We start from the raw sequence: 24,501 nt of genomic DNA, 5'->3' as shown, positions 1-24,501 counted from the left end.
CGCCGATAGGTAAAAATTGAGCTTAACTTTAATGACGTGCCCTGCGTCACAGTGGCCAGCATCGACATTTGTCGGTTGGTTGTTATAGTTGCTCGATTTTTACCATAAGAAAATTTCCATCTTGCGCTTGCGCCCCTGCTGAGGATGACTGCCGTGTCCGACTACAAAGCCTTTAATGTCGTGTTGGCAGATAAGGTCGCCCATGTGGTGATCAATCGCCCGGAAAAGGTCAATGCGATGAACGCGGACTTCTGGCGCGAGATCATCGAGATTTTCCGCTGGATCGATGACACCGATGAAGTGCGTGCGGTGGTGATCTCCGGTGCCGGTAAACACTTCTCCTCAGGCATCGACCTGATGATGCTGGCCTCGGTCGGTAGTCAGTTGGGCCCGGATGTCGGCCGTAATGCCGAAAAACTGCGGCGCAAGATTCTCGAACTGCAGGCCTCATTCAATGCCGTGGACAACTGCCGCAAACCAGTCCTGGCGGCTATTCAGGGTTACTGCCTGGGCGGCGCCATTGACCTGGTATCGGCCTGCGACATGCGCTATTCGACGGTTGATGCGCAGTTTTCGATCAAGGAAATCGACATCGGTATGGCCGCCGACGTTGGTACGTTACAGCGCCTGCCACGCATCATCGGCGACGGCATGATGCGCGAACTGGCCTTTACCGGGCGCACCATCAACGGTGAGGAGGCGCGCAGCATCGGCCTGGTCAACCGTACTTATGCTGACGCTGATGCTTTGCTTGATGGTGTGATGGGCATTGCCCGCGAGATCGCCAGCAAGTCGCCAGTGGCCATCCGTGGTACCAAGGAAATGATTCGCTACATGCGCGACCACCGTGTCGACGATGGCCTCGAATACATCGCCACTTGGAACGCGGCCATGCTGCAGTCGGCCGACCTGCGTGTGGCCATGACGGCGCACATGAGCAAGCAGAAACCGGAGTTCGCTGATTGATGCGGCCCTTACAGTTATTTTTCATTCAGGCGCGGGAGGCGTAATTGCCCATGGTTTCCGGAGCCACGTCGCTTAATCTGGTGCGCGATGAACTGTTCACCACCATGGAAGAGGCCGAGTCGAGCCTTGAGCAATTCATTGCCGATCGCAACAACGGCAGCCTGCTGCAGCAGGCGGTGGAAAGCCTGCATCAAGTGCGCGGCACGCTGAACCTGATCGAGCTGGCCGGTGCCGAACTGCTGGCGCAGGAAGTACTCGATCAAGCCACCGATATCCCAGCCGGTGCCGGTGAGGAACGCGACGTCCAGTTGTCTGCCCTGAGCAATGCGCTGCACGTATTGCGCCGCTACCTGGAAAACGTCGAGGCACATCGTCAGGAAATGCCGGAACTGCTGCTGCCGGCCATCAATGATCTACGTCAAGCGGGCGGTCAACCTGCCTTGCCGGAAAGCTTCTTTTTCAGCGTGCGTCTCGACCATGCCCGGCCACGCACGGCGCCTGCCTCGATTGATGGCGCAGCGCGCGAAGGGGAAGGCCGTCGTCTGCGTCACATGTATCAGGTTGGTCTGCTCGGTTTCCTTCGTGAGCAGAATCCTCAGGCCAGTCTCAAACTGATGGGGCGTGCATTGACTCGCCTCGACAGCCTGTTCGCCAATGAGCCGCGCGGTCGTTTGTGTTGGGTGGGTTGCGCAGCAGTTGAAGCGCAGGTTGATGGACAACTGCTGCCACGCAAGTCGCGCAAGCAGCTGTTCTCGCGGATTGATCGCGAACTTAAGCAGTTGTTGATCAATGGCCAATACGAAGCGCCGCGTAACCTGCTTAAAGAGTTGCTGTATCTGGTGGCATTGGCCGATACCCGCGGTCCATTGGCGACAACCTTGAGTGACGTATTCGGGCTGATGCCGCTGCCATTTACCGACCACATGTTGGAAGAGGAATACCAGCGTCTCGCCGGCCCGGGGCAGGCGGTTATGCGCTCGCTGAGTTCGGCTATCCGCGAAGAGCTCAATAGTGTCAAGGATATGCTTGACCTGATCGAGCGCGGCACGTTGCAAGGCGAAAGCCTTGTTAGCTTGCATGCGCTGCTCGGCAAATTAAGCAAAACCCTCGGTATGGTGGGGCTCAGCTCAGCGGGCAATGCGCTGGGTGCGCAGTTGCAAACTGTGGCCAGCTGGAGTGAGGCGTCCCCGCCGCACGCCCAGGAGCTGCACAGACTGGCGGATGCCGTGCTGTATGTCGAAGGTATGGTCGCCAGCCTGGAGCGTGGTGAGCATCGTGATGCGCGTCCTGCACAGGTGCAACCGGGTGATGAGGCAGAGTCCTTTGCCCTGCACCAACTCACCGAGGCGCGGATTGTTGTGGTGGATGAAGCTCAGGCAGGCCTAGCTTTGGCTAAGCGGGCAATCACGGCATACCTGGAGTCAGGCGGCGAACGCATGCACCTGTCCAATGTACCGTTCAGTCTTCAAGCTGTGCGTGGCGGCTTATGGTTCCTTGGGCAGGAGCGTGCGGCAGGGTTGGTGGGTGCCTGTGCAGATTACATCCAGACGCAGATGTTCGATGCCCAGCAAATGCCGGCCGAACAGATGTTGGAAACCCTGGCCGATGCCCTGAGCAGCCTTGAGTACTACCTCGAGGGCGGCGCTGTGCTGAGGCCGGAAACTCAGCCGAGCGTGCTTGATCTTGCAGCCGAGAGCGTGCGCGCGCTGGGCATGTCGTTGGAGGTTTGAACATGCTCCCTTGGCAACCCAAGGTGCTTGATTGTCAGCAGCCGGGCGGCTGGGCGCTGGTACATTGTCAGCAGCACTTTCTGGCAGACAGCAATGGCGTATTGTTTCCGCGCGAGTGGTTGAAAAAACAGGACTTATCGGTGGTCGCCGAGCATGGCCTGGGTTATTTCAAGGGCGATGCTGTCTATCTGCTTGAACTGCAGCAGTTACATGACATGCCGGGTTTCCTCTGGCAAGGCCTGCGCCAATTCATGCTGCAGGGCGATGATAGCGACACCTTCCGTTTGCTCAGTTACGCCGCGCAAACCTCCACCTGGGCTGCGCAGCACCGCTTCTGTGGGCATTGCGGTGCCGCGATGCAACAGGTGCCTGGTGAGCGGGCCATGCGCTGTGCGGGTTGCGAACAGCAACATTATCCGCGCCTGTCGCCGAGCATGATCGTCTTGGTTACCCGCGGCGATGAAATTCTTCTGGCTCGTTCGCCACGTTTCGTGGCCGGGGTGTACAGCACGCTTGCGGGTTTTGTTGAGCCGAGCGAATCGGTGGAGCACTGCGTGGCGCGCGAGGTGCGCGAAGAGGTCGGTGTGGAGATCTGCAACCTGCAGTACCTGGGTAGCCAAGGCTGGCCGTTTCCGCATTCACTGATGCTGGGGTTTCATGCCGAATACGCGTCGGGCGAGATTGTCATGCAGGTGGATGAAATCGAGGATGCGCGCTGGTTCAGTGTCCATGACCTGCCGCCTCTGCCAGCTCCGCGCTCAATTGCCCGCTACCTGATCGACGTCTATGTCGCGCGTCGTCTAGGCCTGCCCGAACCAGTGCTGCCAGGCTAAGCGAGCCGTCAACGCCAGCACCATCATGATGAATACCGGGCGGATAAACTTTGAGCCGCCTTTGATCGCTGTCCGTGCGCCAAGAAACGCCCCGGCCATCAATGCCAGGCCCATGCTGATGCCCAGCAGCCAGGCGACCTTGCCGCTGATGATGAAGATGCTCAGGGCGCAGGCGTTACTGATGAAGTTCATGCTACGTGCCACGCCACTGGCCCTCACCAGATCGAGCGGATACAGCAGCAGGCTGCTGACTGTCCAGAACGCGCCGGTGCCGGGGCCAACTACGCCATCATAGAAACCCAGCGTCAGACCCTGCGGCCACTGACGCCCCTTGGCAATCGCGGCATCGGTTGTCAGCGGTGCGGTGGGCGGTTTGCTAAACAGCAGGTACAGACCGCAGGCGAACACCACCACAGGCAAGAACTGGTTGAGCCAGTCCGATGGCAGCCAGTGCGCCAGTATCGCGCCCATCAGGGCGCCCATGGCTGTGGCGGTCAGAGCGTTACGCCATTGGCTAGGGTTGAACAGTTTGCGTCGGTAAAAGGTGTAGCTGGCCATCGCAGAGCCAAAGGTGGCGCAGAGTTTGTTGGTGCCCAAGGCCAGGTGGGGCGGCAGACCGGCGGTGAGCAGGGCGGGAATGGTCAACAGGCCGCCCCCTCCGGCGATTGCATCGATAAAACCAGCCGTAAAGGCCACCAGAGCCAGAATCGCCAGGGTCGACAATTCCATGCCGAAATCAAACGGGAAAGCCATGAGCAATTACCGGAAGAGGTTTGATCGCGTGTAGCGTCGGCTTATCACCGGCAGCTTGCCAGATAAGCCGGCAAAATACGCGCTGTGTCTAATTGTGCGTGACTTCGTCTGTTCGCCAGTCAGGTAGCTGCGCATAATGCCGTCAATTCACCGCATAAGGAATGCAAGGCGATGCAATACGGCGGACTGGCTTGGGCAATGGCATTGCTGGCGCTACTGGCGGCATTTGTGGCCGCACGCATTTTGTTCAGTCGGCAGTGGTTTTTGGGTTGGTTGCGCGGTACTTGCGGCCTGGCCTTTGTCGCGCTGACGGCGTTGATTGCTGTGCTTGCCTATGACTTGTACAGCTACGCACCGGTTGCCGCAGGCAAGCCACTGGCGACCCTGAGCTTCAAGGCCGATGGCCCGCTGTACCGTGTGAGTGTGCTGGAGGGCGCCCAGGAGCGTACGCTGACGATGGAGGGCGATCTTTGGCAGCTGGATGCACGCCTTCTCCAGTGGAAGGGGTTGGCTGCGTTGATTGGTCTACAGCCGGGCTTTCGGCTGGAAAAGCTCTCCGGGCGTTTTCTTTCCATTGAGCAGCAGAGCCTGGCACAGCATACCCGTGTCGAACTGGCGCGCAGCCCCTATGGTATTGACCTGTGGCGCTGGTTGCGGCTGGGTTCGCATGATCTGTTCATTTTCGACCCACAGGCGCGTCGGGTGAACTATCTGCCGCTGGCCGACGAAGCCGTTTTCAGTATCAACCTGACGCCTGCCGGCCTGCTGGCTGAACCGATGAATCCGGCGGCCAAGCAGGCGCTGAAAGACTGGCAATAAACTCTCCGCAATAAGAAAGGCCACCGTCACGGTGGCCTTTCTTGTGCAGCAAGAACAGGGGGTTACTTGCCTGCCCAGCGCTTGAGCACCAGGGTGGCGTTGGTGCCACCGAAGCCGAAGCTGTTGCTCATCACGGTGTCGATCTTGGCGTTCTCAACGGTTGTACGTTGAATCGGCAGATCGGCAATTTCTGGGTCTATTTCATCAATGTTGACTGATCCGGCAATGAAGTTGCCTTCCATCATCAGCATGCAGTAGATGGCTTCCTGTACGCCTGCAGCACCCAGCGAGTGGCCAGACAGGCTCTTGGTCGAGCTGATCGCCGGTGCCTTGTCACCGAACACTTCACGTACTGCGCGGCTTTCGGCCACGTCGCCGACGGGTGTCGAGGTGCCGTGGGTGTTGAGGTAGTCGATAGGTGTATCGACGGTGGCCAAGGCCTGCTGCATGCAGCGCACCGCACCTTCACCGCTCGGTGCGACCATGTCGTAGCCGTCGGAGGTGGCACCATAGCCGACAATTTCGGCGTAGATTTTCGCGCCACGCTTGAGGGCGTGCTCGAGTTCTTCAACCACCACCATGCCACCGCCGCCGGCGATCACGAAGCCGTCACGTTTGGCGTCGTAGGCACGCGAGGCTTTCTCCGGGGTTTCGTTGTACTGGGTGGAGAGGGCACCCATGGCGTCGAACAGGAAGCTCTGGCTCCAATGTTCTTCCTCACCGCCTCCGGCAAAGACGATGTCTTGCTTGCCGAGTTGAATCTGCTCGACGGCATTACCGATGCAATGTGCACTGGTGGCGCAGGCCGAAGAGATTGAATAGTTAACGCCTTTGATCTTAAACGGCGTGGCCAGGCAGGCGGATACAGTGCTGCCCATGGTACGCGGCACGCGGTACGGGCCTACGCGCTTGACGCCTTTCTCGCGCAGGATGTCCATTGCTTCCATCTGGTTGAAGGTGGAAGCACCGCCGCTGCCTGCAATCAGGCCGATGCGCGGGCTGGAGATCTCTTCCGCGCTGAGCCCCGCATCCTTAATCGCCTGTTCCATCGACAGGTAGGCAAATGCCGCAGCATCACCCATAAAGCGATAGACCTTGCGGTCGATCAGCTCTTCCAGATTCAGGTCGATTGAGCCGGATACCTGGCTGCGCAGGCCCATCTCAGCATATTGCGGGTTGAAACGGATACCCGGACGGCCAGCGCGCAGGTTGGCTGAGACGGTTTCTTTGTCATTGCCCAGGCAGGAAACGATACCCAGGCCGGTAATCACGACGCGACGCATGTAGAGAATCCTTTAGAAACTGTCGGTAGAGGTGAACAGGCCAACACGCAGGCCTTCGGCACTGTAAATTTCGCGGCCATCGACACTGACGGTGCCATCGGCAATGGCCAGTACCAGGGAACGGGCGATGGTGCGCTTGATCTGGATGTTGTAAGTGACTTTCTTGGCAGTCGGCAGGACCTGGCCGAAGAACTTCACTTCGCCCGAACCGAGGGCGCGGCCACGGCCGGGGTTGCCCTGCCAGCCGAGGTGGAAACCGACCAGCTGCCACATGGCATCCAGGCCCAGGCAGCCTGGCATCACCGGATCGCCTTCGAAATGGCAGGCGAAGAACCACAGGTCAGGAGTGATATCGAGCTCGGCGACTATTTCGCCCTTGCCGTACTTGCCGCCGGTGTCGCTGATGTGGGTGATGCGATCGATCATCAGCATGTTCGGCGCGGGCAGTTGCGCATTACCTGGGCCGAATAGTTCGCCGCGACCGCAGGCGAGCAGTTCTTCCCGGGTGAAGGCGTTTTGTTTGGTCATGCGAGCTCCTCAATATGTCCCATGCGCCAAGGCTGGGCGAATCGTCCTGGCTGGCGACGCAGCCTCTGCGCCTGCCAACAGCCTAGTCATAGACTGTTGCGTTGTGGTGAAAGTCACAGCCTTGTGAGTACAGTTGTACTCCGCTTTTACGCGACTGTTCTGAATGCCTGGCTCTAGCCTGCAGCAGTTGGGCCTTCTTGACTACCCGTCGAAGGTCGAGGGGGTAGCCAACGCTGCAGTATTTGCTGCAAATCGGCACGTTTGAACGGCTTTGCCAGGTAATCGTTCATCCCCGCCTGCAGGCAGGCCTCGCGGTCGCCCTGCAGGGCATTGGCGGTGAGGGCGATGATCGGCAGTTCAGCGCAATCTGCCAGGCGGCGGATCTGCCGGGTGGCTTCGTAGCCATCCATGATCGGCAGGCGGCAGTCCATTAGAATCGCCGCGTAATTCTGCTGGGTGACCTGGTGCACAGCCTGAGCGCCATCGCCGACCAGGCTGACTTGGTAGCCCAGGCTGCGTAGCATGGCCTCGATCACGGTCTGGTTGACCGGGTTGTCTTCAACCAGCAGTACCGGCTGACCCTGGCCACTCTGGCCTGGAGGCCGGTGGTCATGGGCCACCTCGGCGGCCTGCTGGGAAAACGGCAGGGGGATTTCCAGGGTGAATACCGAACCCTGACCTTCTTCGCTGACCGCGCGCAAAGTGCCGCCCATACGCTCAGCCAGCGTGCGAGCGATGGGCAAACCCAGCCCGGTGCCGCCGTAACGTCTTGAAATAGAAGTGTCGGCCTGCTGGAAAGCATCGAACATGTGCTCCAGGCGCTTAGGTGAGATGCCAATGCCGCTGTCGTGCACGGCGCAGCTGAACCACAGCACCTGGTTATCCAGCGCCTGCCAGCTGGCATGCACGCGAATGCTGCCGCTTTCGGTGAATTTCAGGGCATTACCGATCAGGTTGACCAGAATCTGCCGAATCCGCGTTGGGTCGCCCTGCACCTGGAGGTGTTCCACACCGCTCTGCAGTTCCAGTTGCAGTTGCAGGCCGCGCTGCTGAGCGCTGTGCTGGAACACCTGGATCGAATTATGCAAAAGATCCAGCAGGCTGAATGGGATGCGCTCCAGTTCCAGCGCGCCGCGTTCGATGCGCGAGAAGTCGAGAATATCGTTGATGACTTTCAGCAGGTGCTCGGTGGACTCGGTAGCCAGGGCGGCGTATTCCGCCTGCTCCTGGGTCATCTCGGTGGTTTCCAGCAATTGCAGCATGCCCAGTACGCCATTCATCGGCGTGCGCAACTCGTGGCTCATCATCGCCAGGAAGTCAGATTTGGCGCGGTTGGCCAGCTCCGACTGTTCGCGCGCCTGAATCAGCAGGGCCATGGCCCGTTGTTGTTCTTCACTGGCGCTGGCCAGGCCGTGTGCGAGGTTGTTGATATGCCGCGCGAGCGCCTGCAATTCCCCTTCACCGACTTCGGGCAGGGTGGTCTGGTAGTTACCGGCCTGAATCGCACTGACGGCTTCACCCATGGCGCTAAGCGGCTGCGACAGGTGGCGAGCCAGGCGGCGGGCGAGAATAAAGGTCAGGGCCAGGGCGAACAGAGCGAGCAGGGTGGCCTTGAACAGGATTTCCTGTTGGCGGGTGTTGAACGCGTCATTGGACATGCCGACGACAACATAGCCCAGGTAGGCATCCGCACTAGCTGCTGCGGCAGGGTTACCTATGGCAAGACTGGGACGCTGTATCGGCGCCTGGAAAATTTCAACCTGGCTACTGGCATGGCCACTGCCGGGCGTCTGCTCGACATACACGAGAATCTTGCCCGTGCGGTCGCGTACTTCGAGAAAGCGCACATGTGGAGTTTCCAGCGTCGCCTGTAACAAGGCATCGAGCACGCCGAAGTTGCCGGAAATCACACCGTAGGTACTTGCCGGAGCTAGTTGGTTGGCAATTAACTGGCCGTAGTGGTTAAGTTCCTGACGCAGGTCCTGCAAGCGGGCGAAGGTAAAAAAGCCGGTCAGCAGAAGGGTCAGCAGCAAGGCGGGCCCGACACTTATCAGCTGCGTGCGGGTATGGATATTCCAGCCGCGGCGCAGAATCATCGGGCTCCTCCGCTATTACGCAGGCGTTGCGAAAACTGGCGAACCGGCCGATTGTGTGAGGTCTCGGGGAGAAGCCGGGCTTGGGTGCAATAGATCACGCCACAACCTTGTTTGCGTTTTAAAGGTTGCATGTTAACCGAGCGGCCTGGCTTTGCCAGTACCAGGCAAACTGCTAAAAGCTGGCTGCATACAGGTGTCGCCGTATAATGCGAGAAATTCGCCACTTTTAATGGTTTACCACGGATGCGTTATGACTGATCAGCACCCCATTGCTGTGCTTGGCGGCGGTAGCTTCGGCACAGCGATTGCCAATTTGCTGGCCGAGAATGGTCAACAGGTTCTGCACTGGATGCGTGACCCGCAACAGGCTCAGGCGATTCGGCTGACCCGGGAGAACCCCCGTTACCTGAAAGGCATCAAGATTCACCCGAGTGTTGAGCCGGTAACTGACTTGAGCGCGACCTTGAATGCCTGTCAGCTTATTTTCGTGGCCTTGCCCTCCAGTGCCTTGCGCCAGGCCTTGCAGCCAGCGGCCGAGCTGCTTAGCGGCAAGTTGCTGGTGAGCACCACCAAGGGCATCGAGGCGCAGAGCTTTCTGCTGATGAGCCAGATTCTCGAGGACATTGCTCCGCAGGCGCGCATTGGCGTGCTGTCTGGGCCGAATCTGGCGCGCGAGGTGGCTGAGCATGCTTTGACGGCCTCGGTGATTGCCAGTGAGGACGAAGACCTCTGTCGGCAGGTGCAGGCCGCGTTACACGGTCGCACGTTTCGCGTATATGCCAGTGGCGACCGCTTTGGCGTCGAACTGGGCGGGGCGCTGAAGAACGTCTACGCGATCATCGCCGGTATGGCGGCGGCCATGGGCATGGGCGAAAACACCAAGAGCATGCTGATTACCCGCGCACTTGCGGAAATGACCCGTTTTGCGGTCAAGCTGGGCGCCAACCCCATGACCTTCCTCGGGCTTGCGGGGGTTGGGGACTTGATCGTCACCTGCTCGTCGGCCAAAAGCCGCAACTACCAGGTTGGTTTTGCCCTGGGGGAGGGATTGAGTCTGGAGGAGGCCGTAGCGCGTCTGGGTGAAGTGGCGGAAGGGGTGAACACCATCAAGGTGCTGAAGTCCAAAGCCGAGGAGTTGCAGGTGTACATGCCGTTAGTGGCTGGCCTGCATGCCATTCTGTTCGAGGGGCGCACGTTGGATCAGGTGATCGGCGCTCTGATGCGCGGTGAGCCGAAGACCGACGTCGACTTTATCCCCATCAGCGGTTTTTGAGTTTTAACGTTACGACCCTTAAGGAGATGAGCATGAGTGAAAGTAATCAGGATATTGAGCGTGAATCGATACTGTTGCGCATTCTCTGGATGGTGATTTTCGTCATCGTTTGGCAACTGGCGGAAATCCTCCTGGGGGTCGTGGTGCTGCTGCAACTGGGATATCGCCTGTTCTACGGTGCACCGAATGCCGGCCTGCTGGGCTTTGGTGACAGCCTGAGCCAGTACCTGGCGCAGATTGGCCGCTTCGGCACCTTCAATACGGACGATAAACCCTGGCCGTTCGCTGATTGGCCAACCGCGCAAGCACCACGGGGTGAAATCCCGCACAGCATTGCCCCCGCGCCCCATCCGGCACGTGACGAAGAACCGAAACTATGAGCTGTTGTGCAGGGAGGCGCGTGCGGTGAAGCTTTGGTTGTTACGGCATGGTGAGGCTGAGCCGCAGGCCCGCAGCGATGCCGAACGCAATTTGACGGCCTATGGTCGGCAGCAGGTGCGTGAGGCTGCCAATTACATGCTGGGACAGCCGCTGCAGGCGGTATTGGTGAGCCCCTATGTACGAGCCCAGCAGACCGCCGATTTGTTTTGTGAGGCGCTGGGTTTCAGCGGACTACGGGCAACCGTGCCCTGGCTGACGCCGGAAAGCGATCTGCGCCAAGCTCTGCGTGAGTTGGGTGGCGTTGTCCTCGATGAGCTGCTGCTGGTGACCCATCAACCGCTGGTGGGGAGCCTGGCAGGGCTGTTGATCCACGGCCACCGCCAGCAACCGTTGCCAATGAACACCGCCAGCCTGGCGTTGCTGGAAGGCGATGAACTGCTGGCCGGATTAATGAAATTGTCGCTCCACAAGCACCCGGCATATCGCTGACAGCGCACTACACACCGAAACATTTCTCCTCTTGCGGGCCGCCTTTGTGCGTGGAATAGTCCGACCAAGCAATTGCTTGGTTGGCTCCACAAAAACAACAAAGGAGGAAGCCCTGTGGCTGATGCTATCCGTTTGCCGCTTGAGGTGTTTTATGAGCGTGAGGCTCGGCACCCGAATAAACGCTACATGGTGCAGCCGCTGCCGGGCGGCCAGCTGCAGGAACTGAGCTGGGCCGACGTCGGCGAGCAGGCGCGCCGTGCGGCCAACTGGCTGCGCAGCCGCGAATTGCCGCAGGGCAGCCGCATTGCGATCATTTCCAAGAACTGCGCGCACTGGATCGTCACCGATCTGGCGATCTGGATGGCCGGACACGTCTCCGTGCCGCTGTACCCTAACCTCACGGCCGATTCGGTCGGTCAGGTGCTGCGCCATTCCGAGGCAGCATTGGTGTTCGTTGGCAAGTTGGACGATTGGCCAGCCATGTTGGCGGGTGTGCCTGAGGGCGTGCCGACCATTGGCCTGCCGCTGCGTCCGCAGGGTGAGTTCAGCTTTACCTGGGATGATTTGCAGGCCTGTACGCCGATTCAGGACAACCCCAAACCGGCCGCCGATCAGCTGGCCACCATTATCTACACCTCCGGCACCACCGGCACGCCGAAAGGCGTGATGCATCACTTCAGCAACTTTGGCTTTGCCGCCAGCCGCGCCACCGAGTTGTTTGGCGTCGGCGAAAATGACCGGGTGCTGTCCTACCTGCCGTTGTGCCACGTGGCCGAGCGCATGTTTGTCGAGTTGGCTTCGATCTACGCCGGGCAGACGATCTTCTTCGCCGAAAGTCTGGACACCTTCCTCGAAGACCTCAAACGCGCGCGGCCAACCGTGATGTTCGGCGTGCCGCGTATCTGGACCAAGTTCCAGATGGGCGTCTACAGCAAGATGCCGGCGGAGAAACTGGATTTCCTGCTCAAACTGCCGATCATCGGTCGCATCGTCGGCAAGAAGGTGCTGGTCGGCCTCGGCCTGGACGCCGTGCGCTACGCTCTGTCTGGCGCCGCGCCGGTGCCTGAGGCGCTGCTCAACTGGTACAAACGCCTGGGCCTGGATGTGCTTGAGGTCTACGGCATGACCGAGAACTGTGGTTACTCCCATGTCTGCCGGCCGGGCAAATTCAAACAAGGCTGGATCGGTCAGAACAGCCCTGGCGTTGAGGTGCGCATCGCCGAGGATGGTGAGGTGCAGGTGCGCAGCGGCGCGACCATGCAGGGCTACTACAAGGACCCGGAGAAAACCGCAGAAACCATCACCCGCGACGGCTTCCTGCGTACCGGTGACAAGGGTGAGCAGGACGGTGAAGGCAACCTGCGCCTGACCGGGCGAATCAAGGAAATCTTCAAAACCAGCAAGGGCAAATACGTCGCCCCGGCACCGATCGAGAACCTGCTTGGTGAGCACTCGCGCATTGAGCAGGTCTGTGTGGTCGGCGATGGTATGCCACAGCCGATGGCGCTCTGTGTGCTCTCCGATGTCGGCCGCAGCGAGTCCGCCAGTGGCCGTGGCGAGTTGGAGAACAGCCTGAAAAAACTGCTGGAAGAGGTCAATCAGAGCCTCGACAAGCATGAGCGTCTGCAACGCTTGGTGTTGGTCAAAGAAGTCTGGGCGGTGGATAACGGCTTCCTCACCCCGACCCTGAAGATCAAGCGCGCGGTGGTGGAAGGCACCTACAGCGAACGCTTCGGCGAATGGACCGAACGCAGTGAAACGGTGCTCTGGCACGAGTGATCTGGCATGTGGCCGGCAGCTGTGTGCTGGCCGCGTTCTGGCTGAATCGACCTTAAAGGACAAACCATGGCCCTCTGGCAGCAAACCCCGAACCTGGCTCAGCTCAATGGCTTTCTGAAGAACACCATTGGCGAACAACTGGATATTCGTTTTGACGCCTTCGATGACGAGTCGCTGACCGCCAGCATGGTGGTCGATGCGCGGACCCACCAACCCTACGGCCTGCTGCATGGCGGTGCCTCGGTGGTGCTAGCGGAAACCCTCGGTTCCACCGCCAGCCACCTGTGCATCGACAGCAGCAAGTTCTACTGCGTCGGCCTGGAAGTGAACGCCAACCATCTGCGCGGTCTGCGCAGTGGACGGGTTACGGCCGTGGCGCGGCCTGTGCACCTGGGGCGTACCACCCATGTCTGGGATATCCGCCTGAGTGGCGAGGATGGTAAGGCCAGCTGCATTTCCCGGCTGACTATGGCCATTGTGCCGTTGGGTGAGAACGGCCCGGCGCAACGCTAGAACCTGCGCAAAGTTTGCTGCTTGTCGGTCCTGCTGCATTACAAGCAAGCTCGGCAAGCCGCTTGCGGCTAACGCGACCCGTCAGCGTCGAGTCAACTGGCGGGCCTCCCATCAGCTTTGGCTATAGTGCCGTCATTCACTGGCCGTTTTGTCATTGCCGCATCGGCAAGGCTGCCGGACAATCATCCGTAACTTCCCTGACAAGCCGCCGCCATGAACCAGCCCGTTTTTTTTGCCCATGCCAACGGCTTTCCGTCGGCCACCTACGGCAAGCTGTTTGCCGCGCTGGCGCCTGACTACTCGGTGCAGCACCTGGAACAGCATGGCCATGACCCGCGTTTCCCGGTGAACGACAACTGGAGCAACCTGGTCGATGAGCTGATCCACCATCTTGAAGCCAGCCAGCAGCCAGTCTGGGGTGTTGGCCATTCCCTCGGTGGCGTACTGCATTATCACGCCGCTTTGCTGCGCCCCGAGCTGTACCGTGGGGTGGTAATGCTTGATTCGCCGGTGCTGACCCTGGCAGACAAAATGGTGATTCGCGCCGCCAAGCGTTTTGGCTTTATCGACCGTATTACCCCGGCCGGGCGTACCCTGGGGCGGCGGGAAGAGTTTGTTGACCTGGCCGAGGCGCGGGGTTATTTCGCCGGCAAGGGGCTGTTCCGTCGCTTTGATCCGGACTGCCTGGATGCCTATGTGCAACACGGCCTGCAAGCAACGGGCAATAACCTGCGCCTGCGCTTTGATCCGGCTACGGAAATCAGTATCTACCGCAGCGTGCCGCACACCAGCCCTGGTCGTCCGCAGCAGCTGAAGGTGCCGCTGGCGATGGTTCGCGGCCGGCACAGCCGAGTGGTTATGCCGCATCACGCCCATCTGGTGCGCCGCGTGCCGAAGGGCGAGTACCTGACGTTGCCTGGCGGGCATATGTTTCCCCTGGAACGCCCACAAGACACCGCGGAGTTGCTGAAAAAGCTGTTCCAGCGCTGGGCTGGACACCCTGTAAGCGAGCAACGTGCATGAGCCTGAATTTCGAAGAAGTGCGTCTGCGCCTGCCACATATCGAGCTTGCAGCCCATCTGTATGGCCCGGAAGACGGTCTGCCGGTGATTGCCCTGCACGGTTGGCTGGACAATGCCGCCAGCTTCGCCCGTCTGGCGCCGCTGTTGCCGGGGCTGCGCATCGTGGCTCTGGACTTTGCCGGCCACGGCCATTCCGATCACCGCCCGCCCGGTGGCAGTTACGCCATCTGGGACTATGCCCACGATGTGCTGCAGGTTGCCGAGCAGTTCGGCTGGCAGCGCTTTTCGTTGCTCGGGCATTCCATGGGCGCGATTGTTTCGGTGTTGCTGGCCGGTGCGATGCCGGAGCGAATCGAACGTCTGGCGCTGATTGATGGACTGATTCCCTACACCGGTGAGCCGGACACGGCGCCGCAGAAGCTGGGTGAAGCGCTCACGGCGCAGCTGGCCCTGGCTGGCAAGAGCAAACCGGTGTATGACGAGTTCGACCGAGCTGTGCAAGCGCGCATGCGTGGGGTAGGTGCGGTCAGTCGTGAAGCCGCAGAGTTACTTGCTCAGCGTGGCCTGATGCCGGTGCCTGGTGGTTATACCTGGCGCACTGACAGCCGCTTGACCCTGCCGTCGCCACTGCGCCTGACACACGCCCATGCGCTGGCATTTGTGCGCAGCCTGCAATGCCCGACCAAGCTGGTGATGGCGCAGCAGGGCATGTTGCTGGTGCAGCCAAGCATCCGCGAGCTGGTTGCCGATCTTCCCCTCGAGGTGGCTCAGCTGCCTGGTGGCCATCACCTGCACTTGGATGACGACGCGGGTGCTGGCTTGGTAGCAGACTGTTTCAAAGCATTCCTGGGTTCGCCTTGACTTGCTAAAGGCAACTGGGGAAAGGTGTGGTCGATAGCCATGGAGACCCACATGATCGACCTGTATACCGCCGCCACCCCCAACGGCCATAAAGTGTCCATCGCACTGGAAGAGTTACAGCTGCCCTATAACGTCCGGGCACTGAGTTTTGACAAGCAGGAACAGAAGAGTCCCACCTTTCTCAAGATCAACCCCAACGGCCGTGTCCCGGCAATTGTCGACCGCGCTAATGATGATTTCGCCGTGTTCGAATCCGGTGCCATTCTGCTGTATCTCGCTGAGAAAACCGGCCAGTTGCTGCCCAGTGACGTCAAGGGTCGCTCGCGGGTGATTCAGTGGCTGATGTTCCAGATGGGTGGCGTCGGCCCGATGCAGGGGCAAGCCAACGTGTTCTTTCGCTATTTCCCGGAAAAGCTGCAGGGGCCGATCGACCGTTATCAGCACGAAACCCGCCGCCTCTACGAAGTGCTCGACAGCCGCCTGAGCGAGTCGCAGTACCTGACTGATGACTACAGCATCGCCGATATTGCCACCTACCCCTGGGTGCGTATCCATGGCTGGGCCGGTGTTTCCGTCGATGGCCTGGAGCACCTGCAGCGCTGGATGAGTGAGCTGGCTGCGCGCCCAGCTGTGCAGCGTGGTTTGCTGGTGCCACAGCGCGAAGCAGACGGTGAAAAAGTCGTCAAAGCTGCCCAAGCGATGCTGATCAAATGAGCGGCGTTAATCGTTACGGCCTCGGATTGAGTCTGCTGCTGACCAGTGCCGTGGCCTGTGCTGATGTTCCAGGCAGCCAGGACCTTGACGTCCTTCCGCGCTTCGCGAACAGCAAGATTGTCAGTTTCAAAAACCTCACCGAACAGGAGCGCATCTACCCGCAGGGGGCGATTCGTCGCATCAGTGGCACCTTGCGCTATGAGCGTGAAGTGACGGTGCAGGGCCCGCTGACCGCCGTGACCTATGAGCTGCCACGCACCCACACGGCCAATGAAGCCTTTGCTAGCGCCCGTGAAGCTCTGCAGGCGCAGGATGCGCAGTTGCTCTACTGGTGTGTGGGTCGTGAATGTGGCTCCAGCAGCCTGTGGGCCAACGCCGTTTTTGACAACGCGACCCTGACCGGATCGGATGAGCAGCAGAGCTATGCTTTGCTGCGATTGGCCGCGCCGCACCAGGACAGCCTGCTGGCGTTGTACAGCATCACCCGTGGCAACAAGCGTGCGTACCTGCATGCCGAACGGCTGGCGGCGAATGCGCCATTGGCGGATGTGATGCCGACACCGGCCACCCTGCAGCGCCAGCTCAAGGGCAGCGGTGCATTGCAGTTAAGCAAGCAGGTTGAGCCCAGCGCGGTCTGGGTCGAACTGCTGGCGCGTACGCTTAAACTCGACAGCACACTGCGGGTCAGCATCAGTGGCGCTCAGGCCGAAGCCTGGCGTGAAGCCCTGATTGAACAGCGGGTGCGTGCCAGTCGGCTGGAGCTGGGCGAGCCTGATGTCAGTGGCGTGCAACTCAACGTGCTGCGCTGACCCCCTATTTGCCGGTAACCTTGCCGCACTTTACTGCCGTGGCTCTGCCCCTTGTGGCAGAGCCTTTTTGCGCTTTTGCTGGGAGCTGTTTGAATGGCCAATAACGATCGCTTGCTCGTGCAGATCCTGCTACTGGCCTTGCTGGGCGCCAGCCTGTGGGTGCTGGCGCCGTTCTGGTCAGCGCTGTTCTGGGCGGCCGTATTATCGTTTGCCAGTTGGCCGGTGATGCGTGTGCTGACCCGGCTGCTCGGTGGCCGTCAGGCAACGGCCGCCGGTGTGCTGACGCTGGTGTGGACCCTGTTGGTGGCGGTGCCGCTGGTGATGCTTGGGCTGAACCTGGCCGACCACATCAAGGACCTGACTGGCATGCTCAAGGACTTCCAGGTTGACGGCCTGCCGCCGGCTCCGACCTGGTTGGCTGATGTGCCGCTGATTGGGGAAAACCTCCTGGGTTTCTGGCAAACCATCGACCAGCAGGGCGCGGCATTGTTCGCCACGGTGCAGCCGTACCTGGGGCAGGTGGGCAACTGGTTGCTGGCGCGCAGTGCGCGGATCGGCGGTGGCATGGTCGAGCTGGCCTTGAGCCTGGTATTGGTGTTCTTCTTCTACCGCGACGGCCCACGCCTGGCGGCCTTTGCCGAGAGCCTGCTGGAGCGTCTGATCGGTGAGCGTGCCGAGCATTACCTGGAGCTGGTCGCCGGCACCGTGCAACGAGTGGTCAATGGGGTGATCGGGACCGCTGCGGCGCAGGCCATTCTGGCCTGGATCGGCTTCACCATCGCCGGGGTACCGGGGGCGCTGATACTGGGCATTCTGACCTTCGGTTTCAGCCTGATCATGGTACCGCCGCTGATCTGGGGGCCCGCCGTGGCCTGGCTGTTTTGGCAGGGCGAAGTTGGCATGGGGATCTTCATGCTGGTCTGGGGGTTCTTGGTGATCAGCGGCGTGGACAACATCCTCAAGCCGTACCTGATCAGCCGTGGCGGCAACCTGCCGCTGATCGTGGTGCTGCTGGGGGTGTTCGGTGGCATCCTGGCATTTGGCTTTATGGGGCTGTTCCTCGGGCCCACCCTGCTGGCAGTGGCCTACAGCCTGCTGAGCGACTGGGTTGAGGCGCCGCTTGGCCAACCGGTTGCACAGCAGCCGGAGAACCGCGACACGTCGCACAGTTGAGCCTCGTTGCTGGAAACCCGCCGACTTGTTCGAGCGGGTTGGCATTTTCTGTGGATTTTCTGCGGCCCCGCTTGGTCGCCGCTGGGCCGGGTGGTAGCCTTGCACGCGCTTTGCAGCAGCCATTGGCGGCTGCACCTCAAACCACATGTCGCGTCTCTGGCGCTGCCTGTGGCAACAGGGAAGACCTCTTAACCAAGCAACGGATATACCCTTCATGAAGAAAATTCTAGGCAGCGCCATCGGCGTTATTGTTGCCCTTGGCGCATTGAGTACGGCAGGCGCCTGGTACACCGGCCAGCAGTTGCCTACGGTGCTGGATACGGCGATCAAGAACGCCAACGAAGACATGGCCAAGACGCTGCCGGCTGTCGGCTTCAGTGCCACGGTCGAACTGGTTTCACTGGAGCAGCAGCTGTTCAGCAGCGATGCGCGCTACCGCATCAAACTGGTGGGGAGTCTGGACGGCGAGGCCCCGGCCAACTTCGAATGGACCATGATCGATCATATCGAGCACGGTCCTTTCCCGTTGTCGCGACTCAAGGCATTCAAATTGCTGCCGGTCATGGCCACCAGCAATTACGCCCTGGAACGCAGCCCGGCGCTGGACGCCTGGTTTGCCGCCAGTCAGAGTGGTGCACCGCTGCAAGGCCAGGTCAGCCTTGGTTATGACCGTTCAATGCAAGGAAATCTGCGCCTGCAACCCTTGCAGCTGGATCTCGATGAGCAGACTCGCATCGATTTCACTGGTCTGAATGTTGACTTTGATACCACGGCCGACGCCGAGCAGATCAGCGCCACGGGCTTGATGGACAGCTTCAAGATCAGCGCCAAACTGGACAGCGATGAAGACCTGCGTATCGAATTCAAGGGCATGAACCTGGACAGCAACACGCGTAAAGGCGTCAGTGATTTCTACCTGGGGCAGAACGAAGTGCGCCTGCAACTGATCGAGTTGCAGGTTGGCGAGAATGCCCCGGTACTGATCAAGGATTTTGTCCAGCGCGATGAAACCAGCGAAGCCAACCAGCAGCTCTCGGCACGTTACAGCTATGACGTCGGCATGATCAGCTACCAGGGCACGGATATCGGTTCTTCGCAGATGCACTGGAGCGTAAAGAACCTTGATGCCGCTGCACTGAAATCCATGGTCGAGCTTTACGGCACGCTGCTAAAGGACGGCAAGATCGACAGTGAAACCGGTATGCCGGAAGTAACCGACGTGCAAACCGAGCAGTTCAAGACTGATCTGGAAAAACTGCTGGCCGGCAAACCGGGTTTGGCCCTGGAAAAGCTGGCATTCAAGACCGCCAACGGCGAGAGCAGCTTCAGCTTTGGCTTGGACCTGAACAAGCCGGCGTCCTTCGACCTGCCGGCGCCTGAACTGGCCAAGCAGTTGATCGCCCAGCTGGATGCCAAGTTGTTGGTCTCCAAGGCGATGATTACTGATGTGATTGGCGTGCAGGCCACCTTGGCCGGGGAAACCGACAAGGAAGCGATTGCCCAGCAGGCGGCGATGGTGGGTGAAATGGCCAGTGGCATGGCGGTGGCCAGCGAACTGGCGGTGGTGCAGGGGCAGGACATCAGCTCCAGCCTGCAGTACGCCAACGATCAGGTGACCTTCAACGGCAAGCAGATGACCGTAGAACAGTTCGTGGCACTGGCCATGAGCAGCGGTGGTGGGTTGGCGGGCATGGCCCCTGAAACCCCGGCTGAGGAAATGCTGCTGGACGAAAGCGAGGCTGAAAGCCCCATTCAGTAACGCCTTCAGTGCTACGCCCAGGGCGTAGCGAGCGCCACATACGGCCAGACGACCTGTAAAGCAGGGCGCCTGGCCGTTTTTGTTTGTCCGTGGCCCACGATCTTTACGCTTTCTTTATGCCGGGTGGCATCCCCCGCACTCGTTCCTTTACGCCCTGGTTGCCGACAATTTGCCCCAAGCGGTAGCCACCGCAATAAGGAGCAAACACATGAGCATTCTCGACGGGGTGTCCCTGGGCCTGGCCTTGGGACTATTCATTTATCTGCTGGTTGCGCTGCTGCGCGCCGATCAGGCGTAGGAGCGCATATGCACAGTTACGATTTCACCTTGATCCTGGCGTTCTTCGCCCTGGTCCTGCTGCCAGCGCCCTTTATCGGGCGTTACCTGTACCGGGTGATGGAAGGCGAGAAAACCTGGCTGAGCCCGGTGCTGCAGCCGGTCGAGCGTCTCTGCTACCGGATTGCCGGGATCGATAGCAAGACTGAGCAAGACTGGAAAACCTACGCCCTGGCGTTGCTGGCCTTCACCCTGGTCAGCCTGTTGACGCTGTTCGCCATCCTGATGCTGCAAGGCAGTCTGCCGCTCAACCCCCAGCAGTTGCCGGGTCTGGAGTGGACGCTGGCGTTCAACACCGCCGTGAGTTTCGTCACCAACACCAACTGGCAGGCGTATAGCGGCGAAGCCGCGCTCAGCTACTTCAGTCAGATGGTTGGCCTGGGTGTGCAAAACTTTGTCAGCCCGGCAGTCGGTCTGGCCGTGCTGGTGGTGTTCTGCCGCGGCATTGCCCGTCGTTCGAGCAACAGCGTCGGCAACTTCTGGGTTGACCTGACCCGTGCCACGCTCTATGGCCTGCTGCCGTTCTGTCTGGTGCTGGCGCTGTTTCTGGTGTGGCAGGGCGTGCCGCAAACCTTCCTTGAATACGTTACGGCGCACACTCTTGGCGGCACCGATCAAGTCGTACCGCTTGGCCCGGCAGCCAGTCAGATTGCCATCAAGCAGTTAGGCACCAACGGCGGCGGCTTCTTCGGCGTCAACTCGGCGCACCCGTTCGAGAACCCCACGGCCTGGAGCAACCTGTTCGAGGTGGCCTCGATCATCCTGATTCCGGCGGCCTTGTTGTTCACCTTCGGTCATTACGTCAAGGATCTGCGCCAGAGCCGTGCGCTGTTGGCCTGCATGTTGATCATCTTCGTGCTCGGCTTGGGTGTGACCCTGTATGCCGAGCATCAGCCGAACCCGGCCCTGGCTGCGCTGCCGATTGAGCAGAGTGGTTCGCTGGAAGGCAAGGAAAGTCGCTTCGGCATCGCCGCTTCGGCGCTGTGGGCGGTCACCACTACCGCAGCGTCGAACGGCTCGGTCAACGCCATGCACGACAGTTTCAGCGCGCTGGGCGGGATGATCCCGATGTTCAACATGATGCTTGGCGAAGTGATCTTCGGCGGCGTCGGTGCGGGGCTCTACGGCATGCTGCTGTTCGTGCTGATCGCGGTGTTTCTCGCCGGCCTGATGATCGGTCGTACTCCGGAATACCTCGGCAAGAAGCTCGAAGCGCGCGAAGTGCGCCTGCTGGTGGCGACCCTGCTGGTGATGCCGGTTGGCGTACTGGTACTCGGCGCGCTGGCGGCCAGCTTGCCGGGCCCGGCGGCTTCGGTCACCAACCCGGGCGCGCACGGCTTCAGCCAGATTCTCTACAACTACACCTCTGGTGCGGCTAACAACGGTTCGGCCTTCGGTGGCTTCGGCTCCAACACGCCGTACCACAACCTGATGATTGGCCTGGCCATGCTGATCGGTCGCTTCGGCTACATCCTGCCGATCCTGGCCATTGCCGGCAGTCTGGCGGCGAAGAAGCGTGCGCCCGTAGGCAGCAACAGCTTCCCGACCCACGGCCCGCTGTTCGTCACCTTGCTGACCCTGACCATTCTGTTGGTTGGTGGCCTGACTTTCCTGCCGGCACTGGCCTTGGGCCCGATTGCTGAGCACATGACTATGTTCCAGGGCTTCTAAGGGAGAACCATGATGAACGCCCGTACCGAACCGGTGCTGAACAGCGCCGCGCAACAACCGAAAACCTCGATCGCCGCGCTGTGGAAACCCGCGCTGCGCCAGGCCTTCGTCAAGCTTGACCCGCGTCAGTTGGTGCGCTCACCGGTGATGCTGGTGGTCGAACTGACGGCCGTGGTGACCACTGTGCTGTGCTTTATCCCCAACCCTCAGGTGTCTACCGGTCTGGCCGTGCAGATTGCCCTGTGGCTGTGGTTTACCGTGCTGTTTGCCAACTTCGCCGAAGCACTGGCTGAAGGGCGTGGCAAAGCCCGCGCTGACAGCCTCAAGGCCGGCAGTCAGGGTCTGAATGCGCGCCGCAAGAATGGTCAGCAGTTCGAGACCGTGGCGGCCAGCAGCTTGCGCCGTGGCGATATCGTGCGGGTCGAGGCCGGTGAATTGATCCCTGGCGATGGCGAGGTGATCGAAGGGATTGCTGCAGTCAACGAAGCGGCGATTACGGGTGAATCCGCGCCGGTGATCCGTGAGTCCGGCGGCGACCGTTCGGCCGTGACGGGCAACACCCGGGTGGTGTCCGACTGGCTGCTGGTGAAGATCACCAGCAATCCCGGTGAGTCGACCCTGGACCGGATGATTGCCTTGGTCGAAGGTGCCAAGCGGCAGAAGACGCCCAACGAAGTGGCGCTGGATATTCTGCTGATTGGTCTGAGCCTGATCTTCCTGCTGGTGGTCGCGACCCTGCAGCCGTTTGCCCGTTACTCTGGCGGTGATCTGCCTTTGGTGTACCTCGCTGCACTGTTGGTGACGCTGATCCCGACCACCATCGGCGGCCTGCTCTCGGCCATCGGCATCGCCGGCATGGACCGTCTGGTGCGTCTGAATGTGATCGCCAAGTCCGGCCGCGCGGTGGAAGCAGCGGGGGACGTGCATGTGCTGCTGCTCGACAAGACCGGCACCATTACCTTCGGTAACCGCCGTTGCAGCGCGCTGTACAAAGCACCGGGCGTATCCGGCAAGCAGCTTAGCGATGCGGCATTGCTGGCTTCGCTGGCGGACGACACTGCTGAAGGCAAGTCGATTGTCGAATACCTGCGCGGGCTCAGTACCATGCAGGAGCCGGAGCGCAGTGAAATCAAGTCGATCGCGTTCAGCGCCGAAACCCGTCTGTCCGGTGCTGATTACAACGGTCACAGCTACCGCAAGGGCGCGGTGGATGCGGTGCTGCTTTATCTGGGCATCCAGCGCAGTGACGTGCCGCCGGTATTGGCCCGCGAGATCGAGAAGATCGCCCAGAGCGGCGGTACTCCTTTGCTGGTAGCCGGCGACGGTCAGTTGCTTGGCGCCATCCACCTCAAGGACGTGGTCAAACCCGGCATCCGCGAGCGTTTCGCCGAGCTGCGCGCCATGGGCATCCGCACCGTGATGGTGACCGGTGACAACCCCCTGACCGCTGCTGCGATTGCGGCCGAAGCGGGTGTCGATGACCTGATCGCCGAAGCCACCCCGGAGAAGAAGCTGCAACGCATCCGCTCCGAGCAGGCCGAAGGCAAGATGGTCGCCATGTGCGGCGACGGCGCCAACGACGCACCGGCGCTGGCCCAGGCCGATGTGGGCCTGGCGATGAACGACGGTACACAGGCGGCGCGTGAGGCGGCCAACCTGGTCGACCTCGATTCCGATCCGACCAAGCTGCTCGACGTGGTGCAGGTGGGCAAGGAGCTGCTGGTGACCCGTGGCGCACTGACCACCTTCTCGGTGGCCAACGATGTGGCCAAATACTTCGCCATCCTGCCGGCGCTGTTCGCGGGTATCTACCCGCAGCTTGGCGCACTCAACCTGATGCAGCTGCACAGCCCGCAGAGCGCGATTCTCTCGGCCATCGTGTTCAATGCGCTGATCATCGTCGCGCTGATTCCGCTGGCCCTGCGCGGGGTGCGTGTACAAGCCGCTGATGCGGCGAGCCTGCTACGGCGCAACCTGCTCATTTATGGTCTAGGCGGTTTGGTCGCGCCTTTTATCGGGATCAAGCTGATTGATCTGCTGTTGGTGGCGATCGGACTGGTTTAACCGCCTAGCGAACCTTATCGCGCAATGGTGGACATGCCCTGTGCTGTCCACCTTACAAGTGAAGAGTGGAGAATCATCATGCTTAAACAACTTCGTCCAGCCATCAGCGTGCTGGCGTTTATGACCCTGGTCACCGGCGTGGTCTACCCGCTGACTGTCACCGGCGTGGCGCAACTGGCCTTCCCAGCACAGGCTAATGGCAGCCTGATCACGGGTGCTAAAGGCGAGGTGCTCGGCAGCAGCCTGCTGGCGCAGCCATTTAGTGGGGCCGAATGGTTTGCGCCACGCCCCTCGGCGGCGGGCTTCGCCACCGTGGCCAGCGGTGCCAGCAACCTGGCACCGAGCAACCCGGTGTTGGCCGAGCGGATCACCGCCGATGCCCAGCGTTTGCAGGCTGAAGGCCAAGGCGCAGTGCCCATGCAACTGGTGACCACCTCGGCCAGTGGCCTTGATCCGCACCTGTCGCCGGCAGCGGCGCAGTTTCAGATCGCCCGGATTGCCGCAGCACGCGGTATTCCCGCTGCCAGTCTGGAGCGACTGATCGAACAGCACGTGGAAAAACCGCTGGTAGGGCCGGCGGTGGTCAATGTGCTGGCGCTGAACCTGGCGCTGGCCGACAATTCGCCTCCCGCCAAGACTGAGTAAGTTG

23 protein-coding genes are annotated in these 24,501 nt (G+C 60.6%); 19 read left to right on the top strand and 4 right to left on the bottom strand.

What is annotated here, in order from left to right:
• The first annotated feature begins 153 nt into the window (after positions 1-153).
• From OU997_RS20525 to nudC, 3 genes are read left to right on the top strand one after another with little or no spacing between them, the layout of a single operon-like run.
• Positions 154-966, top strand: coding sequence for a crotonase/enoyl-CoA hydratase family protein (locus OU997_RS20525; RefSeq protein ID WP_267808372.1), 813 nt, complete (start codon positions 154-156; stop codon positions 964-966).
• 50 nt (positions 967-1,016) lie between these two features.
• The gene (locus OU997_RS20520) at positions 1,017-2,696 is read left to right on the top strand and encodes a ferrous iron transporter B (protein WP_108538002.1); all 1,680 of its coding nucleotides are present in this window, start codon (positions 1,017-1,019) and stop codon (positions 2,694-2,696) included.
• 2 nt (positions 2,697-2,698) lie between these two features.
• Positions 2,699-3,529: an NAD(+) diphosphatase gene (gene nudC, locus OU997_RS20515; protein WP_108488832.1), complete on the top strand. Its 831-nt coding sequence runs from the start codon at positions 2,699-2,701 to the stop codon at positions 3,527-3,529.
• Here nudC and OU997_RS20510 read toward each other — a convergent pair.
• Positions 3,497-4,258 carry a TSUP family transporter gene (locus OU997_RS20510; RefSeq protein ID WP_371920607.1) on the bottom strand — a complete coding sequence of 254 codons (762 nt, stop codon included), beginning with the start codon at positions 4,256-4,258 and terminating at the stop codon, positions 3,497-3,499. The two genes, nudC and OU997_RS20510, sit on opposite strands and share 33 nt — an antisense overlap.
• A gap of 195 nt (positions 4,259-4,453) precedes the next feature.
• Here OU997_RS20510 and OU997_RS20505 point away from each other — a divergent pair, with 195 nt between their 5' ends.
• A complete protein-coding gene (locus OU997_RS20505) occupies positions 4,454-5,101 on the top strand; it encodes a hypothetical protein (RefSeq protein ID WP_108488830.1) in 648 nt (215 codons plus the stop codon).
• A 62-nt stretch (positions 5,102-5,163) separates the two neighbouring features.
• On the opposite strand, the gene fabB is transcribed toward OU997_RS20505, so the two are convergent.
• The 3 genes from fabB to OU997_RS20490 form a co-directional block, all read right to left on the bottom strand.
• Positions 5,164-6,384, bottom strand: coding sequence for a beta-ketoacyl-ACP synthase I (gene fabB, locus OU997_RS20500; protein ID WP_108488829.1), 1,221 nt, complete (start codon positions 6,382-6,384; stop codon positions 5,164-5,166).
• A gap of 12 nt (positions 6,385-6,396) precedes the next feature.
• The gene (gene fabA / locus OU997_RS20495) at positions 6,397-6,912 is read right to left on the bottom strand and encodes a 3-hydroxyacyl-[acyl-carrier-protein] dehydratase FabA (protein WP_108488828.1); all 516 of its coding nucleotides are present in this window, start codon (positions 6,910-6,912) and stop codon (positions 6,397-6,399) included.
• Between the two features lie 173 nt (positions 6,913-7,085).
• A complete protein-coding gene (locus OU997_RS20490; protein WP_108488827.1) occupies positions 7,086-9,008 on the bottom strand; it encodes a response regulator in 1,923 nt (640 codons plus the stop codon).
• Between the two features lie 250 nt (positions 9,009-9,258).
• Here OU997_RS20490 and OU997_RS20485 point away from each other — a divergent pair, with 250 nt between their 5' ends.
• From OU997_RS20485 to kdpC, 15 genes are all read left to right on the top strand, one after another.
• The gene (locus tag OU997_RS20485) at positions 9,259-10,281 is read left to right on the top strand and encodes an NAD(P)H-dependent glycerol-3-phosphate dehydrogenase (protein ID WP_108488826.1); all 1,023 of its coding nucleotides are present in this window, start codon (positions 9,259-9,261) and stop codon (positions 10,279-10,281) included.
• Between the two features lie 32 nt (positions 10,282-10,313).
• Positions 10,314-10,661 (top strand): DUF4389 domain-containing protein, encoded by a 348-nt coding sequence (locus OU997_RS20480; RefSeq protein WP_267808370.1) that lies wholly within the window; start codon positions 10,314-10,316, stop codon positions 10,659-10,661.
• 25 nt (positions 10,662-10,686) lie between these two features.
• A complete protein-coding gene (gene sixA, locus OU997_RS20475; protein ID WP_108488824.1) occupies positions 10,687-11,151 on the top strand; it encodes a phosphohistidine phosphatase SixA in 465 nt (154 codons plus the stop codon).
• Between the two features lie 114 nt (positions 11,152-11,265).
• Entirely contained in the window at positions 11,266-12,930 is a 1,665-nt protein-coding gene (locus OU997_RS20470) for an AMP-binding protein (RefSeq protein WP_267808369.1), read from the top strand.
• A 66-nt stretch (positions 12,931-12,996) separates the two neighbouring features.
• Entirely contained in the window at positions 12,997-13,443 is a 447-nt protein-coding gene (locus OU997_RS20465) for a hotdog fold thioesterase (protein WP_108488822.1), read from the top strand.
• Between the two features lie 213 nt (positions 13,444-13,656).
• Positions 13,657-14,466: an alpha/beta fold hydrolase gene (locus OU997_RS20460; RefSeq protein ID WP_267808368.1), complete on the top strand. Its 810-nt coding sequence runs from the start codon at positions 13,657-13,659 to the stop codon at positions 14,464-14,466.
• The gene (locus OU997_RS20455; protein WP_108488820.1) at positions 14,463-15,326 is read left to right on the top strand and encodes an alpha/beta fold hydrolase; all 864 of its coding nucleotides are present in this window, start codon (positions 14,463-14,465) and stop codon (positions 15,324-15,326) included. The genes OU997_RS20460 and OU997_RS20455 overlap by 4 nt, the downstream gene beginning before the upstream one ends.
• Before the next feature lie 51 nt (positions 15,327-15,377).
• Positions 15,378-16,040, top strand: a complete 663-nt coding sequence (locus tag OU997_RS20450) for a glutathione S-transferase family protein (RefSeq protein WP_267808366.1) — start codon at positions 15,378-15,380, stop codon at positions 16,038-16,040.
• The gene (locus tag OU997_RS20445) at positions 16,037-16,849 is read left to right on the top strand and encodes a DUF4892 domain-containing protein (RefSeq protein ID WP_108488818.1); all 813 of its coding nucleotides are present in this window, start codon (positions 16,037-16,039) and stop codon (positions 16,847-16,849) included. The genes OU997_RS20450 and OU997_RS20445 overlap by 4 nt, the downstream gene beginning before the upstream one ends.
• A 93-nt stretch (positions 16,850-16,942) precedes the next feature.
• Positions 16,943-18,022 carry an AI-2E family transporter gene (locus tag OU997_RS20440; RefSeq protein ID WP_108488817.1) on the top strand — a complete coding sequence of 360 codons (1,080 nt, stop codon included), beginning with the start codon at positions 16,943-16,945 and terminating at the stop codon, positions 18,020-18,022.
• 214 nt (positions 18,023-18,236) lie between these two features.
• Positions 18,237-19,781 (top strand): YdgA family protein, encoded by a 1,545-nt coding sequence (locus OU997_RS20435; RefSeq protein WP_158271535.1) that lies wholly within the window; start codon positions 18,237-18,239, stop codon positions 19,779-19,781.
• Positions 19,782-19,989: 208 nt separating this feature from the next.
• Positions 19,990-20,079, top strand: a complete 90-nt coding sequence (kdpF, locus tag OU997_RS20430; RefSeq protein ID WP_090253391.1) for a K(+)-transporting ATPase subunit F — start codon at positions 19,990-19,992, stop codon at positions 20,077-20,079.
• Between the two features lie 8 nt (positions 20,080-20,087).
• Positions 20,088-21,788, top strand: a complete 1,701-nt coding sequence (kdpA, locus tag OU997_RS20425) for a potassium-transporting ATPase subunit KdpA (protein WP_108488815.1) — start codon at positions 20,088-20,090, stop codon at positions 21,786-21,788.
• A 12-nt stretch (positions 21,789-21,800) separates the two neighbouring features.
• The gene (gene kdpB / locus OU997_RS20420) at positions 21,801-23,852 is read left to right on the top strand and encodes a potassium-transporting ATPase subunit KdpB (protein ID WP_267808363.1); all 2,052 of its coding nucleotides are present in this window, start codon (positions 21,801-21,803) and stop codon (positions 23,850-23,852) included.
• A 78-nt stretch (positions 23,853-23,930) separates the two neighbouring features.
• On the top strand, positions 23,931-24,497 hold the full coding sequence (kdpC, locus tag OU997_RS20415; RefSeq protein ID WP_267808361.1) for a potassium-transporting ATPase subunit KdpC: 567 nt from the start codon (positions 23,931-23,933) through the stop codon (positions 24,495-24,497).
• The last annotated feature ends 4 nt before the right edge of the window (positions 24,498-24,501 follow it).

Origin of the sequence: Pseudomonas sp. SL4(2022) (assembly GCF_026625725.1) — a bacterium.
Taxonomy (GTDB): domain Bacteria; phylum Pseudomonadota; class Gammaproteobacteria; order Pseudomonadales; family Pseudomonadaceae; genus Aquipseudomonas.
The sequence above is the reverse complement of the archived record's forward strand: the minus strand, read 5'-3'. Positions and strand labels throughout refer to the sequence as shown.

Coding starts and splice junctions, on each gene's coding strand:
- OU997_RS20520 (WP_108538002.1), top strand. CDS start 1,017: ATGGTTTCCGGAGCCACGTCGCTTAATCTGGTGCGCGATGAACTGTTC.
- nudC (WP_108488832.1), top strand. CDS start 2,699: ATGCTCCCTTGGCAACCCAAGGTGCTTGATTGTCAGCAGCCGGGCGGC.
- OU997_RS20510 (WP_371920607.1), bottom strand. CDS start 4,258: ATGGAATTGTCGACCCTGGCGATTCTGGCTCTGGTGGCCTTTACGGCT.
- OU997_RS20505 (WP_108488830.1), top strand. CDS start 4,454: ATGCAATACGGCGGACTGGCTTGGGCAATGGCATTGCTGGCGCTACTG.
- fabB (WP_108488829.1), bottom strand. CDS start 6,384: ATGCGTCGCGTCGTGATTACCGGCCTGGGTATCGTTTCCTGCCTGGGC.
- fabA (WP_108488828.1), bottom strand. CDS start 6,912: ATGACCAAACAAAACGCCTTCACCCGGGAAGAACTGCTCGCCTGCGGT.
- OU997_RS20490 (WP_108488827.1), bottom strand. CDS start 9,008: ATGATTCTGCGCCGCGGCTGGAATATCCATACCCGCACGCAGCTGATA.
- OU997_RS20485 (WP_108488826.1), top strand. CDS start 9,259: ATGACTGATCAGCACCCCATTGCTGTGCTTGGCGGCGGTAGCTTCGGC.
- OU997_RS20480 (WP_267808370.1), top strand. CDS start 10,314: ATGAGTGAAAGTAATCAGGATATTGAGCGTGAATCGATACTGTTGCGC.
- OU997_RS20465 (WP_108488822.1), top strand. CDS start 12,997: ATGGCCCTCTGGCAGCAAACCCCGAACCTGGCTCAGCTCAATGGCTTT.
- OU997_RS20460 (WP_267808368.1), top strand. CDS start 13,657: ATGAACCAGCCCGTTTTTTTTGCCCATGCCAACGGCTTTCCGTCGGCC.
- OU997_RS20455 (WP_108488820.1), top strand. CDS start 14,463: ATGAGCCTGAATTTCGAAGAAGTGCGTCTGCGCCTGCCACATATCGAG.
- OU997_RS20450 (WP_267808366.1), top strand. CDS start 15,378: ATGATCGACCTGTATACCGCCGCCACCCCCAACGGCCATAAAGTGTCC.
- OU997_RS20445 (WP_108488818.1), top strand. CDS start 16,037: ATGAGCGGCGTTAATCGTTACGGCCTCGGATTGAGTCTGCTGCTGACC.
- OU997_RS20440 (WP_108488817.1), top strand. CDS start 16,943: ATGGCCAATAACGATCGCTTGCTCGTGCAGATCCTGCTACTGGCCTTG.
- OU997_RS20435 (WP_158271535.1), top strand. CDS start 18,237: ATGAAGAAAATTCTAGGCAGCGCCATCGGCGTTATTGTTGCCCTTGGC.
- kdpF (WP_090253391.1), top strand. CDS start 19,990: ATGAGCATTCTCGACGGGGTGTCCCTGGGCCTGGCCTTGGGACTATTC.
- kdpA (WP_108488815.1), top strand. CDS start 20,088: ATGCACAGTTACGATTTCACCTTGATCCTGGCGTTCTTCGCCCTGGTC.
- kdpB (WP_267808363.1), top strand. CDS start 21,801: ATGAACGCCCGTACCGAACCGGTGCTGAACAGCGCCGCGCAACAACCG.
- kdpC (WP_267808361.1), top strand. CDS start 23,931: ATGCTTAAACAACTTCGTCCAGCCATCAGCGTGCTGGCGTTTATGACC.